At 41.1% G+C, this 15,826-nt stretch carries 14 protein-coding genes; 8 read left to right on the top strand and 6 right to left on the bottom strand.

Annotated elements, in window-relative coordinates; genetic code table 11:
* Positions 1-593 precede the first annotated feature (593 nt).
* From CCY01nite_RS03915 to CCY01nite_RS26535, 5 genes are all read right to left on the bottom strand, one after another.
* Entirely contained in the window at positions 594-845 is a 252-nt protein-coding gene (locus CCY01nite_RS03915) for a transposase domain-containing protein (protein WP_146857985.1), read from the bottom strand.
* Positions 826-1,167 (bottom strand): IS66 family insertion sequence element accessory protein TnpA, encoded by a 342-nt coding sequence (tnpA, locus tag CCY01nite_RS03910; RefSeq protein WP_146857984.1) that lies wholly within the window; start codon positions 1,165-1,167, stop codon positions 826-828. Before tnpA ends, CCY01nite_RS03915 begins: the two co-directional genes overlap by 20 nt.
* 142 nt (positions 1,168-1,309) lie before the next feature.
* Positions 1,310-2,719 carry a RagB/SusD family nutrient uptake outer membrane protein gene (locus CCY01nite_RS03905; protein ID WP_146857983.1) on the bottom strand — a complete coding sequence of 470 codons (1,410 nt, stop codon included), beginning with the start codon at positions 2,717-2,719 and terminating at the stop codon, positions 1,310-1,312.
* A gap of 160 nt (positions 2,720-2,879) precedes the next feature.
* Complete coding sequence (locus CCY01nite_RS03900; protein ID WP_146857982.1) at positions 2,880-6,398, bottom strand: SusC/RagA family TonB-linked outer membrane protein; 3,519 nt, start codon at positions 6,396-6,398, stop codon at positions 2,880-2,882.
* Positions 6,399-6,734: 336 nt separating this feature from the next.
* Complete coding sequence (locus CCY01nite_RS26535; RefSeq protein WP_186830883.1) at positions 6,735-6,905, bottom strand: hypothetical protein; 171 nt, start codon at positions 6,903-6,905, stop codon at positions 6,735-6,737.
* A 507-nt stretch (positions 6,906-7,412) separates the two neighbouring features.
* Here CCY01nite_RS26535 and CCY01nite_RS03895 point away from each other — a divergent pair.
* The 5 genes from CCY01nite_RS03895 (at position 7,413) to CCY01nite_RS03875 (ending at position 12,362) form a co-directional block, all read left to right on the top strand.
* Positions 7,413-9,005, top strand: a complete 1,593-nt coding sequence (locus CCY01nite_RS03895; protein WP_146857981.1) for a TlpA family protein disulfide reductase — start codon at positions 7,413-7,415, stop codon at positions 9,003-9,005.
* Between the two features lie 809 nt (positions 9,006-9,814).
* Positions 9,815-10,225 (top strand): hypothetical protein, encoded by a 411-nt coding sequence (locus CCY01nite_RS03890; protein WP_146857980.1) that lies wholly within the window; start codon positions 9,815-9,817, stop codon positions 10,223-10,225.
* Between the two features lie 71 nt (positions 10,226-10,296).
* Positions 10,297-10,689: a hypothetical protein gene (locus tag CCY01nite_RS03885; protein ID WP_146857979.1), complete on the top strand. Its 393-nt coding sequence runs from the start codon at positions 10,297-10,299 to the stop codon at positions 10,687-10,689.
* 319 nt (positions 10,690-11,008) lie between these two features.
* Entirely contained in the window at positions 11,009-11,590 is a 582-nt protein-coding gene (locus tag CCY01nite_RS03880; protein ID WP_146857978.1) for a hypothetical protein, read from the top strand.
* 124 nt (positions 11,591-11,714) lie between these two features.
* Positions 11,715-12,362, top strand: coding sequence for an SEC-C domain-containing protein (locus CCY01nite_RS03875; RefSeq protein WP_146857977.1), 648 nt, complete (start codon positions 11,715-11,717; stop codon positions 12,360-12,362).
* Positions 12,363-12,424: 62 nt separating this feature from the next.
* On the opposite strand, the gene CCY01nite_RS03870 is transcribed toward CCY01nite_RS03875, so the two are convergent.
* Positions 12,425-13,087, bottom strand: a complete 663-nt coding sequence (locus CCY01nite_RS03870; RefSeq protein ID WP_146857976.1) for a hypothetical protein — start codon at positions 13,085-13,087, stop codon at positions 12,425-12,427.
* Between the two features lie 547 nt (positions 13,088-13,634).
* Here CCY01nite_RS03870 and CCY01nite_RS27075 point away from each other — a divergent pair.
* From CCY01nite_RS27075 to CCY01nite_RS03855, 3 genes are all read left to right on the top strand, one after another.
* Positions 13,635-14,312, top strand: a complete 678-nt coding sequence (locus CCY01nite_RS27075; RefSeq protein ID WP_146857975.1) for an RNA polymerase sigma factor — start codon at positions 13,635-13,637, stop codon at positions 14,310-14,312.
* Positions 14,313-14,329: 17 nt separating this feature from the next.
* A complete protein-coding gene (locus CCY01nite_RS03860) occupies positions 14,330-15,136 on the top strand; it encodes a response regulator transcription factor (RefSeq protein WP_146857974.1) in 807 nt (268 codons plus the stop codon).
* 173 nt (positions 15,137-15,309) lie between these two features.
* Positions 15,310-15,738, top strand: a complete 429-nt coding sequence (locus tag CCY01nite_RS03855; RefSeq protein ID WP_186830882.1) for a LexA family protein — start codon at positions 15,310-15,312, stop codon at positions 15,736-15,738.
* Positions 15,739-15,826 lie beyond the last annotated feature (88 nt).

Raw genomic sequence — 15,826 nt, 5'->3', positions numbered from 1 at the left:
TCATTTGATAATGAGCCTCCGTGCTATGTTCAAGGAGGTATAGGATATTCGGCAATAATAACACCGGATGGAACTCCACCCGATCCGAGTGCACCCGAACGGCTTTCTGGACATTACGCACTACAGCATCCCTCCGAAGGAAACTATACTTGCATACAAGAACATGTAAAACTCTGCCGTTATGTTTATGCTGTGACAGCTTCCGCACCTGCAGGACGCTGGTTTACATGCACTGGAGTATTTGAAAGACCATAATTTGCCATAGCGAAGGTTGATGCAGTGGTTATGTCTTCTAACCAACCACTACATGGATGTACCTAACTGAACAGATCATACTGATCGATAAGTTATGTTCGGCCGGAAATCCCAGCGGGACAACTGGCCCATCAGAAGCACAACCAGGAACTTTGATGTCCGTGTAATATGAAAAAAGAAACCCGGCCAAAATCGATGACGTTCTGTAATCCCTCGGCCTACTACAGGTATCAGCCTTAGTTGGCCGGTATTTTTTGATTAGAAAATATTGTTTCAATGAACCACAGGCCGGGGAGTACCCAGGCGCGCCTGCAGCTCAATTATTTTGATACTGGTAACTATGGAACAGTGATGAGGGACTTCCAGTTCTGCAGTAGCAGTTCCTGGATGCGGCTGGCCGGGAAGGTGGGCATAACAGTGATCACGTATTTCAGCCAATCGTAGGCATTTAGTTCATGCAGCTTGCAGGTGGCAAGCAGTGAGTAAATGATCGCCGCATTTTGCGCGGCATCATGGCTGCCGGCGAACAAGTAGTTGTTACGACCCAGGGCGATAGGCCGGATGGAATTTTCAATGAGATTTGTATCCATGAGTAGATTTTAGATACTCAGCTGGTACTTCCTTGTAGATCTTGATGTTGCCAACCTCAGCAAAGAGCTGCGGCCAGACCGGTACCACTGGCGAAACCACTTCTATCGGCGCAAAACCCTTTACCTCATCCTCTGGCTTGGGCCGGTACTTCTTTAGCCAGGAATAAAACGTCTGTTCTACAATCTCATAAAGCTCACAGTATTCCTTAACCGTGAAGCCGCTCTTTTCCTGCTCATCCAGGTGCTTTAGGATGTCCTCCTCGGACCGGCGAACAATGGTCTTGCCATTATTCGCCTCCTGACGGGTCAGTTGCTGTTCCATAGTCCAATATTTCAAAGAGCTAAGCTATTCTTTAATAGCTGGCATTTCAATACCCTGTTACTCGGGCGTTTACACGTTCTTGACCGGGATGGCTATATTGGAGAAATCATGCAATTTAATCCGTTTTTGACGCATAGACCAATCACCTCTCATTTTGCGGCATTGGATTCAGCAGCATTTCATCTGGAGGGATCGGCAAGGCGTAGCGTTTATCATTGGGTGGCAAAGTGTATTCAACTCCCGCGATAATTCGCCTTAATGTAATATTAGCGCCTTCTTTGTTGAGTCTACGAATATCTGACCATCTTATACCACGGAAAACTAACTCCTTTCTTCTCTCCTTTAATATAAGTCCAAGAGCTTCGCTTGCTGAAGATGCAGTCAGTTCGGAAAACTCATCCGCTTTATATCGATTTACAAGCAAATCATTTAAATCCTTCATTGCTAGATCGTGTTTACCAGACCTAGCATAACATTCGGCCCTATTGAGAATAACTTCTTCTGTAGACAAGCCTGTAAAATAAGCCCCAGATCCACCCATGGAAGTTTTCCTAAATGGTTTATTATTACGAATAATGAAGAGAACTGACTTACGTAGATCATTATCGTCATATGACATATATAAACTACTATCGATTATAGCGTTGCTACGCAAAGAATGAAATAGAAGTCCTGGATTAATTTTATTAAGGTAAATCATTCCTTCAGCCTTAACCCCTCCAAATGGATTACTTGCCGAAGTATTAAGGCTATTAAAATCAACAATATTATTATAAATATTTAAACACTTTGTTGCATATTGTTCAGACAACTCGTATTTCCTCATATAGTGATATATTCTTGAAAGCAAAGCAAATACTGCTGGCTTTGACGCTCTATTAGGATGATCATAATCTACATTATTGGTCATCAAGTTCTCAGCAGCCACAAGATCATTTATTATCTGATCATAACAATGTTGAATACTGGCTCTTTCCGGTTTTATATTTACATCTGAAGAAAGTTTTAATGGAACACCTAGATCGGTTTCCGCAGTTGATTCATCAAATGGTAATGCAAATGTTTGAAGTAAATCACAAAATGCGTATGATCTTAAAAATAACGCAGCCCCCTTAATCCTATTAAATTCAAGGGTATTCTTCTCAATATCTTTTACGCTATTCAGTTGATCTAATATTATATTGGCATAAAACACTTGTTGATAAGGTGAGTTCCAATCAATCACACCACCAATTCCTTCAAATATATCTCTCTTCCAAATATAGCTATTTCTTGTTTTTACGTCTAGGCTACTATAGACTGCATCTTCCATATAAAAATCATCTGAAGATTCTTCACCCAGTGAAGGGCTATTTGAATTAATTACTAGTGCATAATCCAACATTCCCTGAAAGTCCTTTATATCTGACGGGATTGTCAATGAGGCCGATGGCTTTTCATTTAGTAACTCTTTACGGCAGGATGTAAAAAGTGCTATGATGAACATGACTAGCAATGATGTAAATAAAATATGGCGTTGGGGAATTACAGCTTTTATATTTGATATTTTCATGTTACACTTTTTAATATTTTACTAAATTTTGCCGTGGTCGTGTCTTCTGACCGACCACTGATGCTCTTACACGTTATCATCATTTTTCCTACCTTGTACTGGTCGGTCAGAAGACGCGACCAGGAATTTTAACACCAAAAGGTAATAAGGAAGGCTATAGCTAAAACCCTACATTCAACCCAATAGCATAGCTCCTTACATTTGGATATACGTTACCGCTATTGAGGCGTGGCGCAAAATCAGGGTCTATCCCCAATCTGTTGGCACGCCATAGTACACCTATATTATTGACATAGCCATATATTCGAACAGAATTAATTTTGAGTTCAAGGCTTGCAGGCAGTGCAATATTATAGGAAAGATGAATATCCTGCAACCTGATATGGTCACCTTTCTCTGCAAGAATTTCTGATCCATTATAAAATGAAGCTCTGTTTGGATTTCTTGGATATTCTATTGAAGGTACAGAAGTATAACTTTCATCCCCTTTTTTCATCCACCGTTTTGTATAGTCTGGATTGTATATGGCATTCGCTGAATTTAACTGAAATAGAGATGTATAATCTAAAGACGTTCTTCTAAAATAGTGACCGAATTTGTACATGATATTTGCTGATAGTTCAAACCCGAATAAGCTAAATGTATTTCTAACACTTCCGAATATAGTGGGATTGCTAGGCCCATGAAAAATAAGCTCGTCCAAGTTAGGGGATGTCAATAGTTTAGTATAATCTTTAGTAAGCTCTCCATCCAAATACCCCATCGGATCGCCAGTTTCTGGATCTACCCCCCCCCACTTATAGCTAAACAAACTGTATAATGGTCGCCCTTCAAAGGGGTATAGTGTTGTACTTCCCCCCACATAAAAGGACACATTGTTTTCTTTCACTTTATAATCAATCACTTTATCCTTAGCTATACTAAGGATAAAATTCGTTGTCCATACTAATTTTCTGTTAACGTTTTTAGTGTTTAAAACGATGTCTAAACCGGTTGTGTTCAATCTGGAAGTATTTCCCTTGAATTGGGTGATTCCGGTAGAGGGTGCAAAAGGAGCATTACCGATCAGGTCTACCCCCTTTTTTGTAAAATATTCCAGGGATCCTGCAATGACACCTCCCTTCGATCCAAAGTCGACACCAAAGTTCGTTACATTGATTTTCTCCCACCGCAATTCAGGGTTAGGGGGATTAAGCACTATCAATCCAGGCGCATTATAACTATTGATATATCCTATTGTATTACTCGCTGTCACAAATGAAGAAAGGGTGCGATCTACATTCCCATTATATCCATTAGTGATTCTCGCTCTTAAGTAGGGAAGAAATGAAATGTTATAGAAAGCTTCATTACTGATTTGCCATAATCCTCCAATAGACCATAGCGGAACCCCCTTATTATTTATATTCACCCCAAATATGTTGGATTCATCCTTTCTTGCACTGATCGTCAAAGTATATCTATTATCATAGTTATATCCTATGTTAGCGAAATACGAAATATTATTATCTGTTATTCTTCTCCTTACAATTCCAAAGGGATTATTGGGGATTTGGCTTGTTCCAAAAGCACTATAGTATAGTGGAAAGAAAGCAGAGAAATCTACAGGTGCCGCGGTTTCGAAATTCTTATCATAACCATATAGCCTGTTAGCTGGGGCGTAGAGCGTTATTTTCTTTGATATGTCGAACCCGGCAAGGCCTGTAATATTATGCCTACCCTTTATCGATTTGTTATAGTTAATAGTGCCTCGAACATTTTGCGATTCGTAAGAAGCGCTATTGTAATCTAAGATTCCAGAATTGGGTATTTTATAGGATACAATACCTGTTTGCCTATTAATTTGAGAATAGGTATTGATCAGATTTCTAGCTGTAAAGGTTTCAGTATTATAATAAACATTATTTTCAGTCGTTCCCTTTGCGTATTGGTAAAGGGCGTTTATTTCTAGATCACTAGTAATTTTAAATTTTAATCCGCTATTGACGCGAATATCATTTATGTCAGTAACGTTATCTGCCAATCTCATTTCATCCAATGGTCGGTTATTCCAGTCCAAAAGCAGCCCACTACCTGCTGTGTCTATATAAGATTGCCTTAAAGAATTGCCCCCTATTGATAAGAAATTGCCATTTTCGTCAGCCAGTTTTTCATATCCAATAATCCCGGATGCCATAGGAGCCGCATTTGACTTGCTCTTCGATAGGATAAAACCTGTTGTAAACTCAATTCTTTTGTTGAGTAGGCTATAAGTATTATTTCCATTGATCGTTACCCTATCCATATTGTTATACCTAATCCCGGATAAATTTTTGTCATATCCTATAGATAGGAAATATTGGTTGTTCATAGCCCCCCCCCTGATACCAATATTGTATTGTTGATTTATAGCATTCCGCAACGCATATTTCAGTTGATCGCTTCTAAAATCACCAGTTCCTAGCGCCCTCAATTGTGCTTCCATTTCATCATCAGAAATTAACCCTTGCCTGTTCTTGAACATTACATCGACCGCAGGAGAAATATAGCTAGAAACATTATTTAGTGTTGCATTGTATGCCCCTTGTTCAAAAAGAAAACGCTCCACTTCAATAAAATCGATTGATGACATACGTGGCGTATAAAAAGGATCGATCTTCTCGCCAACAGTAATATTACTATTAACCGATACACTTAGTTTCTCACTGTACTTTCCTTTTTTAGAAGTGATCACGATAACTCCGTTGCCTGAATAAGCTCCCCAGATAGAAGCTGCTGCAGCATCTTTCAATACGGTAATGGATTCTATGTCGTTGGGATTGATATTATTAATATCTCCTGTATATGGAAAATTATCCAAAATTATTAGAGGATCAGGATTGGCGAATATGGTACTCCTTCCCCTGATAGCAATAGCAGATTGATTTTGGGGGCCGCCCTGGGTGTTTCTATTAAAAATCAGCCCTGGGGTCACTCCATCCAATCTATCCAAAACATTTGTACTTACGCGTCTATTAAATAGCTTGTTATCTATCTGTACAAATGAACCCGTTGCTCTTTCTTTTGGTATGTTCTGGTAACCAGTAGAAAATACTTCGACGTTGCTTAGTTCTGTTACAGCAGGCAACAGTATTAATGTGATTTCGCTGCGCCCCTCCACTGCTGTGATCCGCTTTTCATATCCTGTATAGCCGACTTCCAACACAGCATTTGGCTTAATATTTCTTAGTATAAAGCGGCCATTACCATCGGTTGCAGTGCCCTGGGAACTACCCCGCACTAAGACAGTGGCTCCAGGCAAGGGAATACCGAAAGTGTCTGTGACGAGCCCACTTATGGTATGCTGTGGTATGGTGTCTGCAGGTGCTATTGTCTTTGAATCCGGATTGGTAGACTTGTTCGCGCTAAGACTAATGTAGTTGTCGGACAAGATCCAGCGTATATTCTTTCCCCGCAATGCCAGGGTAAGGACCTCGTCGATGGTAGCCTCCTTTAGATCAATTTTGACCTTTTCCTGATCATTAATAGTGTTGTGGGCATAGGAAACCTGTTTGCCCGTTTGTTGGAGCATGATACTAAACAATTCCTTATAAGTATAGGTGCCGGAAATAGATAACTTCTTATCATTTTGGTTGGCAGTAGCAAAAGTGCAGGGTAAGAATATCCCCACAAAGAGTGACAGCAGTAGACCTCTCAGCATACGATTAGTTTTGAAAAATTACAGTTACAATAAATACAGTTACAACTTGGTGGTTAACTTGAAGAATCCCTCTAATAAAAAAGAAGACAAAATATTTGTAACCGGCAGTGTCAAAATCAGAGATAAATTATCATTATTTTATGACATTTTGAAAATATCAAAAGTTCGTTTTTCAACCAATTGATTATCAGATGGGTAAGAGTCCGGCATCACAGCTAGGAAGCTGGTTGGTCCAGGAGGCACGGCATGGAATACGGCTCCTTGGCGAAGGGTCAGCTGGTCGGTCAGAAGACACGATCTGGAATGGGGTTCTCTGGTCAAAGCCTTGGAAGGTGTTTAAGCAATAGCGGCACCTCCAACGTGGTGGTGGGGCTGCTGGCTGATCGGCGGCGTCAGGTTTTCCGGAGAGAAAAATTGCAACGCTACATCGCTTCCCTTGATATATTGGGGAACTTCCGGATTTTCATCGAGGAATACCGCGGCGAGCTGTAGCTGATCAAAGGTCATGACAAAGGAATAATGCGGAAGATAATATTTGCTGCTGCAATAGAACCGCAGTTAAGTCCTATTCATAACCGGCCCCTGATGAGCTGTCTAGCCGGCATCGGCTTGAGCTGGTCGGTCAATGGCGACCTGGAAGCCAGCGTGGTCTCAATCTATTAGCAGGTTGGTCAGAAGACGCAACCTGAATGTGGTAAAAAGCCTTCTGACCGACTTTGCCTATTCTGGCACCTATCAGCCTGCCTACTAAGTCCTCCAGATCCTGTCTTTCCGACCTATCAACTGAACCTATGTCGGCGGTGCGAGCTATCACCCCCAGAGGTGCCGCTGCGCTTAATCACCTGCCGAGGCTTCGTATTCCAGGCTGTGTCTTCTGACCAGCCTGCCCGCCAGCGGGCAGCAGCCCCATCGGAGGTGCCGGATCATGCCGGCACAGCCCCCCTCAAAATTTACTCCCCATTTTTGACACTATAACTTACCTGGTTTGTTGTCTTATGGTAAAGAAAGAACAACATGTTTCCTAGATTTGTTATCATTTTATTGCTGTTTCAAGTTCAATTAAAAGCGCAGAGTAATACTGCTATATTATCAGGTTCCATTGAGGGCGCCCAGGAAGGGGACACCGTCACCATGTACATATGGGACGGCTTGATAGACTATTCCATGCGCTACATTACAAAGCATAGGGAATTTACCTCACCCATACACGATGGCACATTTAAGTTTTCCATACCTAATATAGACGAACCTACTTATTTTTCCCTCGGACTAGATAAATACAAATTCCAAGGTCAACTTTATGAGGTACTTTCCTTGTATCTGATGGACTCTGGTGATAATGTTGAAGCACACCTAACATATAGTAAAATTAAGAACAGGGTAACTTCGGGTGATGGCAATTTCGATAGCAATAAGTATAAGGCTTTATTTTCCGGGGCTGGTTCCGACAAATATACTTTCGCTTTTCGCCTTAAAAGCAAAACATCATCGGCCTCTTTTCAAAATAAAGTGAATTTTGACGAAGCTAAACAGTACTCATTAAATGGTAATGAATATGGGTTTGCGGAATACCAATTAACTCTCTGGGACAAGTTGCAAAAGGAAGCAATAGAAGAAGCAAAATGTTATGGTGGAAAAATAGAAGGCAATATCCTATCATTGCTCTTGACTGACTGCGTATCATGGATAAAGTGGAACAAACTTTACATATATTACGGACTAGCAGGTATTAATCAAAGAGCAGATTCTGTTACAAGATTACGCAGAAGTACGGAGTTGAATTCCCTGTACGACCGCTACTGCGTTCCTGCTACTTTAAAAACGTCAGATTCAACCTTGTGGACATCTCCTTACTTAGTAAGCTATATTAACTATAAAATAATTAATGATTTTATCAGAAATGGAATAAATACCAGTTATCAGGGAGCCTATGAAACTATTAGATCAAGATATTCAGGCGATTTTCGTGATCGCTTAATACTAAGTAATTATTTTACCGGCAATAGCGTAGATTATTTTCTTCGACCAGATAAACAGGAAATAGTTAAAGACATGCTTAAAACTGTTTCCAACTATAATTACTACACTATCTTGCAAGAATATATTAATAGGGCAGCTTTAGGATCGCCTATCAAGGAATTCTCCCTTCCTGACGCTAGTGGTAAATACATTTCAATTGCTGACCTAAAAGGGAAAGTCGTTTTTATCGATCTTTGGTATTCCGGTTGCGGGGGATGCGCAGCATATTACAAAGGTGTGCTTTCTAAAGTAGAAGAAGCATATAAAAAAAATGACGATGTCGTATTTATTACCATCAGTATAGACGGAACTAAAGATCTATGGTTAAGAGGACTCAAAGGAGGAGCCTATACGGGTGAGCATGCTACCAACTTATACACCGATGGACAGGGAACCCAACATCCTTTTATTCGCCATTATAACATCACCGGATACCCATCACCCTTCCTTATTGATAAGAATGGCATCCTGGTTCAGCGCGGTACTCCCTTACTTAGTGAACAGGGATTGATGAAAGAAATAGAGGAAGCCCTGGCAAAGCCTATAGCGTCGGCAGCTTCACCTCACATAAGAGAACGAACTAAGTAACTATCAAAGATATCATCTTCATCCAATGTACTCTCCCCAAAACACCTTACTGAGATCATTATAGTATAACGAAAACGTACCTGGTTTCGTAGCACCTCCCATCTCGAAAAGCAGTACAGTTATACTTGTGAGCTGAAAAGCTCCGCGATTAGTTTTGAGAAAAGAAAACCTTGGTATCAACCAGGGTTTTAGTAGTATATGTGGTGATCGGTCATGAAGTGCAGCGACACCTCCGATGGGAGGCAGGTCGATCAGCATACGAAAAGCGGATGCATTGTAGAAAACAATAAAACTGATGTGATGCAGGTCGGTCAAAAGACACGACCTGGAAATAACAATCAAAATATATTCGGTATTGTAGGTCGTGTCTTTTGACCGACCTGCGCAAAAAAGTCTCATGTCTAATGTATGCATAACCTGGTAGGGATGTCTATCCTCGCCATTTTATTAGCATGCTCGACCGACCAGCTCAAGCCGCTGTAGACCAGCACCGGCACACCGGGGCACAGGTGGTTGGTCAGAAGACACAACCACGGCACCCTGGAGGTGGGATTGGATCATAAATAATTGAAAAATGTTATACAAAAAGTTGTCTACAGCTTTCCAGTACAGCCGACCATTTCCTCTGGCCGGCCAGCAGATGCAATGGCTGGTTATTTCTTATGGCCATGGGTTTTTCCCGCGGCATTTTCTTATCACCTTCCATGTCGCGTCTTCTGACCTACATGCATCGGATACAGGGAATGAGCCACTGGTGGTTGGTCAGAAGACACAACCGAATCACAGCATCATAAGTAAAATCAAATTCCATGATATACAATATCTTTTCTTCCAACGGATCTTTTCACCAAATATGTCACAAGCTGGCGGATGAATTTCATATGCCGGTGCCTTACGTATGCCACCTGGTGTTTCTGGAGCTGTACAAACGGGATATCAAGACGGCCATTGCCTTCTTCGTAGAAAGTGACCTTTTCAGCTTTTTATTGAATCGAAGAGGTGAATTTGACCTGGTACCGAAAGTAGGGGGAGAACAGATAGTATTCAAAGACGGAGCGACTATTAGCCCCGAAGGATCTACGTGGACCTGGGAACAGTTTTTCCGCATATTCTACATGGAGTATGTGAAGGATCACCGCCAGTTCTTGGAAGATCAAATAGCTGACCGATTGGATGCTGAATCTCTTGTCGTAGACTTAGATGCCTCGGCAGATGTTTAAGGAGGAGGGAGTGGTCTTCCTGGTCGTGTCTTCTGACCGACCAGACGCATTACGATCAAATAAAACGTGCTATGAAATTTACCATTATGTCAACCGGAATCTACCATCAAATATGCCGGGAGATCAGCAGAGATACGCACTTCTCCGTGCCATATATTTGCTATCGCCTGTATGAAATACTCCGTAAGGAGAGCATACTTTATGCCGTTGAATTCTTTGTAGAAAGTGAACTGGCTCGCCTGCTCACAAATACGAAAGAGAAGTTTACACTGGCGCAAGATGAGAATGGAGAAATCATACTCGTCCAGGAGGCGAATGGTATAAGCCCCGCACCTGAGGCCACCGGTTGGGATGAATTCTTTCGGCTACACCATATAGAATGTTCACCCGAGCTGCAGCAGGAGATCGACCAGTTGCTACTGAGCAGTTTAGAAAGGAACAATACAGCATTTTCGGATAATTGATGTGAGGATCTTCCTATAGTCATGTCTTCTCGACCGAGGCACCAAATTCCGCTGTAGTATTGGCTTTTGACCGATCCCGTCCCAGAGCGGGTCTCACTGTCAGCCGTTCTTTTCAAGAACCACTTAGGCATCAAGCCCCGTAGTGGTATTGGGTTCTAGCCGATCAACCCTATTCCAGAGCGGGTTTCGGAGGTGCCGCTGCGCTTAAACACCTGCCGAGGCTTTGGCTTGGATTGGTCGATCGCAGGTGCAGCGGCCCCGTTCATGACTGCGATCCTATTGCAGCAGTAAATATTATTTTCAGTATTATTCCATTGTCATGACCTTTGATCAGCTACAGCTTACCGCGGTATCCCCCGATGAAAATCCGGAAGTCCCTCAATATATAAAGGGAAGCGATATCGCTGTGCAATTTTTCTCCCCGGAAAATCTGATACTAGTAGAAAGCCTCTCACTGAGCAATTTTGAAGTAAAGCATGTAATTGTTCATTCAATGGGGGAACGTACATTCCACATTTCACCGGCAAGTACCTCCACATTGGTTTTTGCGTTGGTTTCAGGTATTACCTGGAATGGAAGCATTATGGTAAAAGAGCATCAGTCGTGCCTGTTTGATCTGGCGGCAAATTATACACTGCAAGTATCTGTGGGAATTACACGCTTCGTAAGCATCACGCCGAAAAGTGGAAGATGGAAAATCCTTACCTCCTTTTTTCCCTGGATGCGTCGCCGGCTAGTAGAAAATATACGATACTATAGCCATAGTGAAGCGTTTGATAAAATGAACGCCTTCTTTTCATCCGACCTCGGCATAGCGGAACAAAGAGAGTTTATGCTGCTGGATTGGTTGGGGCACCACTTTCTAGGTGTGATGGAGCAGCCAAAGACAGGGGTGAAATAAGCATTATTGTCAGGCATTTAAGAGTGGAATCGAATCACCTTAACTTCACATTAAGAAAAAGGTAGCCTACTTTTAGTATATTACTTACGAAAATAAAAATCACCCATTACCGTAATTACTAATCATGTTTACAAATTCCATCACAGAACACACCCTGAAAATGGCTGATCACATAAATTCTGAATATGAAATGCTGCACGTACCTGTGATCCCACTGGAGAATGCCCAAATAAATTTCTGTTATAAAAACGTTGCGCAGAAAGTGTTGTTAAAGGGCGGACGATTGCAATACGGCTGGATAGTGATTCAGTCACAGTTCACGGTAGATGCCATTCACCATGCTGTATGGGAGAATCCTTTGGGTAATCTAATTGACGTAACGCCATCTACACCAGCATTTGACAATACGCTCTTTATACCAGACGATAGGATAAATTATGATGGAAGAGTGATTGATACCATTAAACTGAACATCACAAATAATAAGATCGTGGATGATTTCATAGCAGTGGATTCATTAAGGAATCTGATTCTAGCCAACACACCCGAAACATCCGAAGGTAGAAGAGAGGTAAACTCCCCTCTTTGGTATAAATACAAATCCGTGGGAGAACAGCTAGTAGAACTACTGCTTGAAGGTAAAGACCAGCGATCCAGATGTTATTGTGGTTCTGGAAATCAATACGAAGAATGCCATATGCCCATCATACAATCATTTATGAACGCCGATCGACGATTGTTTGCTGATAAACTTATCCGTTTGCAGCTATAGCCTTGCGGTGACAGTCCACATATGTATATGCCACGGCCAGGAGGATACAGAAACATTAACTATTACATATAAAACGTCCAATTCAGCTTTAATTCTTCTGACCTCTGATATTTCTGAATTTTTTGCATAATTGATTTTCTATGACCGGCCCCTAAAATGAATATAGCTTTATCATAGCTATGGCCTTCACTATATTTGTAAATATTTTGAAGCATAACCGTTTCCCGCTTCTCGTTAATTTCGCTCATTAATTGATGGGTTTGAAATAGTTTACCGTTGTTCAATATTTGCAAACTTTTTTCTATCGTATTGTATATCTCATCGTTCATGTTAATACAGCAAACACTATTGAGATACTTGAAACCGTACTTTTGTACATATGCCCAGTTAGAATCGACTAAACTTCGATAATTAAAGCCGTTTATATCTATAAGGCCCTCTATCCGTTTAAGCATATAACCATGATCCTGAAAAAAAGATTCAGAAGGTACATTATCACAGTCTACCGGTATTTGTTTTACCTTATGGGTTTCTGAATACTTATTTATAGCGTCTGTCTCTAAATTGTTTCGAGTTTTATTTATATAATAGGCATCAAAGAAGGACGGAGGAATTTCTTCAAATATTACTTCAGGTTGTATATTCCCAATAATCTGATACAATTCATCTGAATTGCATTTGCCACATTCTGCATGCCTTGTACCAATCAACGTGATGTTATGCATCTGGACTATTTCTATTTCAGCTGTCGCTTTTTACATCGGGAGTTGATTATCCTGCTGCTCCATCGGAGGCGCCTTTAACACTTAAATTCCTGCCAGAGCTTCTGAAATACCGTACCTTTAAAAACCATAATACAGAATAGTCAACCATAAGATGGCAAGTAAAATGACATAAGGAAGCAATGTTACGAATGAACGTTTTTTCATTGTTACTACCATTCTATCAAGAATTCTTACAATAAATCCAATTTTCCGGCTCATTCCTTCTGGTTACACCCGTCATACCGGCAACTGTTACCAGCACCTTCAGCTGATGAGTGTGGCCCAGCAAATCTAGCAAATTTTCTCTTTTTTGATCGATCATCTTCTAAATGGAAGTAGGAGGACGGTGAGAATTCGTGTACATGCAGAAATCGGACACTCTTATATATTATTATCAATTATTTAATCAATCTTATCCTAAAATACAGTAATCAATTTCACCCCATTTCCCCCATATATTGTCTTATAGTAGTAAAGTAGTTTTTGTCTCCGTTAATATTTAAGACAAATGAGATATATAAACCCAATACTACCCATCCAATCGCGCTCATTCTCGGCGCCCAATGGTATCAGTCATTCCCTTCGAGATGTTGGACAAACATTTACGGACTTATACCAACAGTATCACCCCGCCTTAAAGAAAAAAATATGCCGTCTGCTAGGAGATCGATATAAAATTTATGGAGAAGATCTGCTGCAGGAAACATTCTACAAAATCTTTCTATATAGGAACAATTACGATCCGGCTAAAGGGATGCCATTTACCTGGATGGCAAATATTGCCCAACATGCAACAATTGGTTTTCTACGAAGCAAATATGCCAAAACGATATCGCAGGAACGCAGGACGTACCCCCCCAATCGCATTTCCTGTATGTCTTGCTACAGGGACTTTCCCGTATATCCCGATATCAGCATCATGCTTGCCTCATTAAATAAACAGGAAGTGAAGATCATTCAATTAAAATATTATTACGGCTTTACCGGGTCTGACCTGGCCGCGGCATTAAACATCCCTATAGGTACGTACGGTAAAGACAAGAATACGCAGCATACTTTCGAAACTTCGGAGGTACGATGCACATTTCATAATCGAAAAGTAAGATCATATGAAGCCCGTCCTTTTCTAAGGAAGGGATTTAGTGTATTCAGGGTGCCCGCCCAAAAACGATCAATCATTGTTTAGTGCCAAAACGAAATCCAATGGAGATAAAAGATATACGAGTAAAGCTCCTTTTAGTTGAACCCGACTATTACCGAGAAAAAACTACCAAAAATCATTTAGAGGAATACGGATACGAGGTGATTCATTGTACCAATATGGAACTAGCAGCTGCCTGTTTTAAAAGATATCTCTTTGATCTGTGCCTCATAAAAACTACATTTTCACAGACAAACGGCTCCACCTTAATAACAAAAATCAGAAATATGAATAGCACCATACCCATATTTTTGCTGGTGGAAACGCAAGCCGACACTGACAGGATAGACTGTTACAAGGCTGGCGCTGATGTCTGCCTGACAGAGCCATTCTGTTTAGAGGAGCTCTTGCTTCGTATCGCCGTATGGTTGCGCCGTTCCAAAAAAATAGGATCTGGCTTTACGGCACAATACAGGTTTGAAAAAAATACCATATTTGATTATAACGAACATGTGCTGATGCAGGGACCTATAAGGAAAAATCTAACGGACCGCACCAGAAATCTCATGAAATTCTTCATGGAACATCCCAATGAACCACTGAGCAAAGAACAAATCGCTACCGAAGTATGGGGAAAATATAACTATCTCATATCCCGTAACATGGACGTTTATATTACTAAAATTCGCCACTATTTTGACGATTGCCCCTCTGTGAATCTAAAAACACTCAATCGTTTTGGGTTTAATTTCCTCGTATCAGACATGGCAGTGTACATAAACGGCAAGCTGGTCAAGAAAATAACACAGAATAAAATCCGGGTCGGTCCTCGGCACTATGGGTATAGGAAAAAAATTACCCGGCAATAATGTCGCAGCATACAGAGCTCAAACCAATGCTATCCATATTCAGGTGAAAATCAAACAAAAATGATCAATTTTTCTCTCTTTGAAGGCAGACCAACCAGGGTAAAATTGTGATTTGAGAACAAACAATTTGAATGCTAAAAATTTTAGTTAATATTGCTAGTAAATTTAGCGACATGAGAACAGTAGAGAAAACTGCCACAGGGCGGTCGGGAAAACACGTCCATAAAATCCCCTTCTTTGATACCGCTATCAACGCCGGCTTCCCAAGTCCGGCCCAGGACTACCACGAAAATGAAATTACACCAGAAGAACTATTAAGCCTTACACCCTCTGTTTTCCTTATTCGTGTAAACGGCAACAGCATGGAAGAAGCTCATATGCCACATGGTAGCGTCGTTGCCGTAGATAGAGGTAAAAAGGCGCATCATGGTGATATAGTAGTGGGCCTGCTGAACAAAGAATTTACCATCAAACGACTGGTGAAATCCCGCGCTGGATGGGTATTACATCCGGAGAACAGCGCGTACACGCCATACCTGGTAAAGGGGGATGATGAATTTGAAGTTTGGGGTGTAGTGAAAGCAATTGTTATCAAGTTATGATCGCAATAAATTCGATACCATGTGAGGCTGTTTCAACCGCAATTGCAAAAAATTGGAATCAAGGTGGGACGCTGGCCTTCCTCATGCA

Origin of the sequence: Chitinophaga cymbidii, assembly GCF_007992715.1 — a bacterium.
In the GTDB taxonomy this organism is placed as follows: Bacteria; Bacteroidota; Bacteroidia; order Chitinophagales; family Chitinophagaceae; genus Chitinophaga; species Chitinophaga cymbidii.
This window is presented reverse-complemented; position numbering and strand designations above follow the sequence as displayed.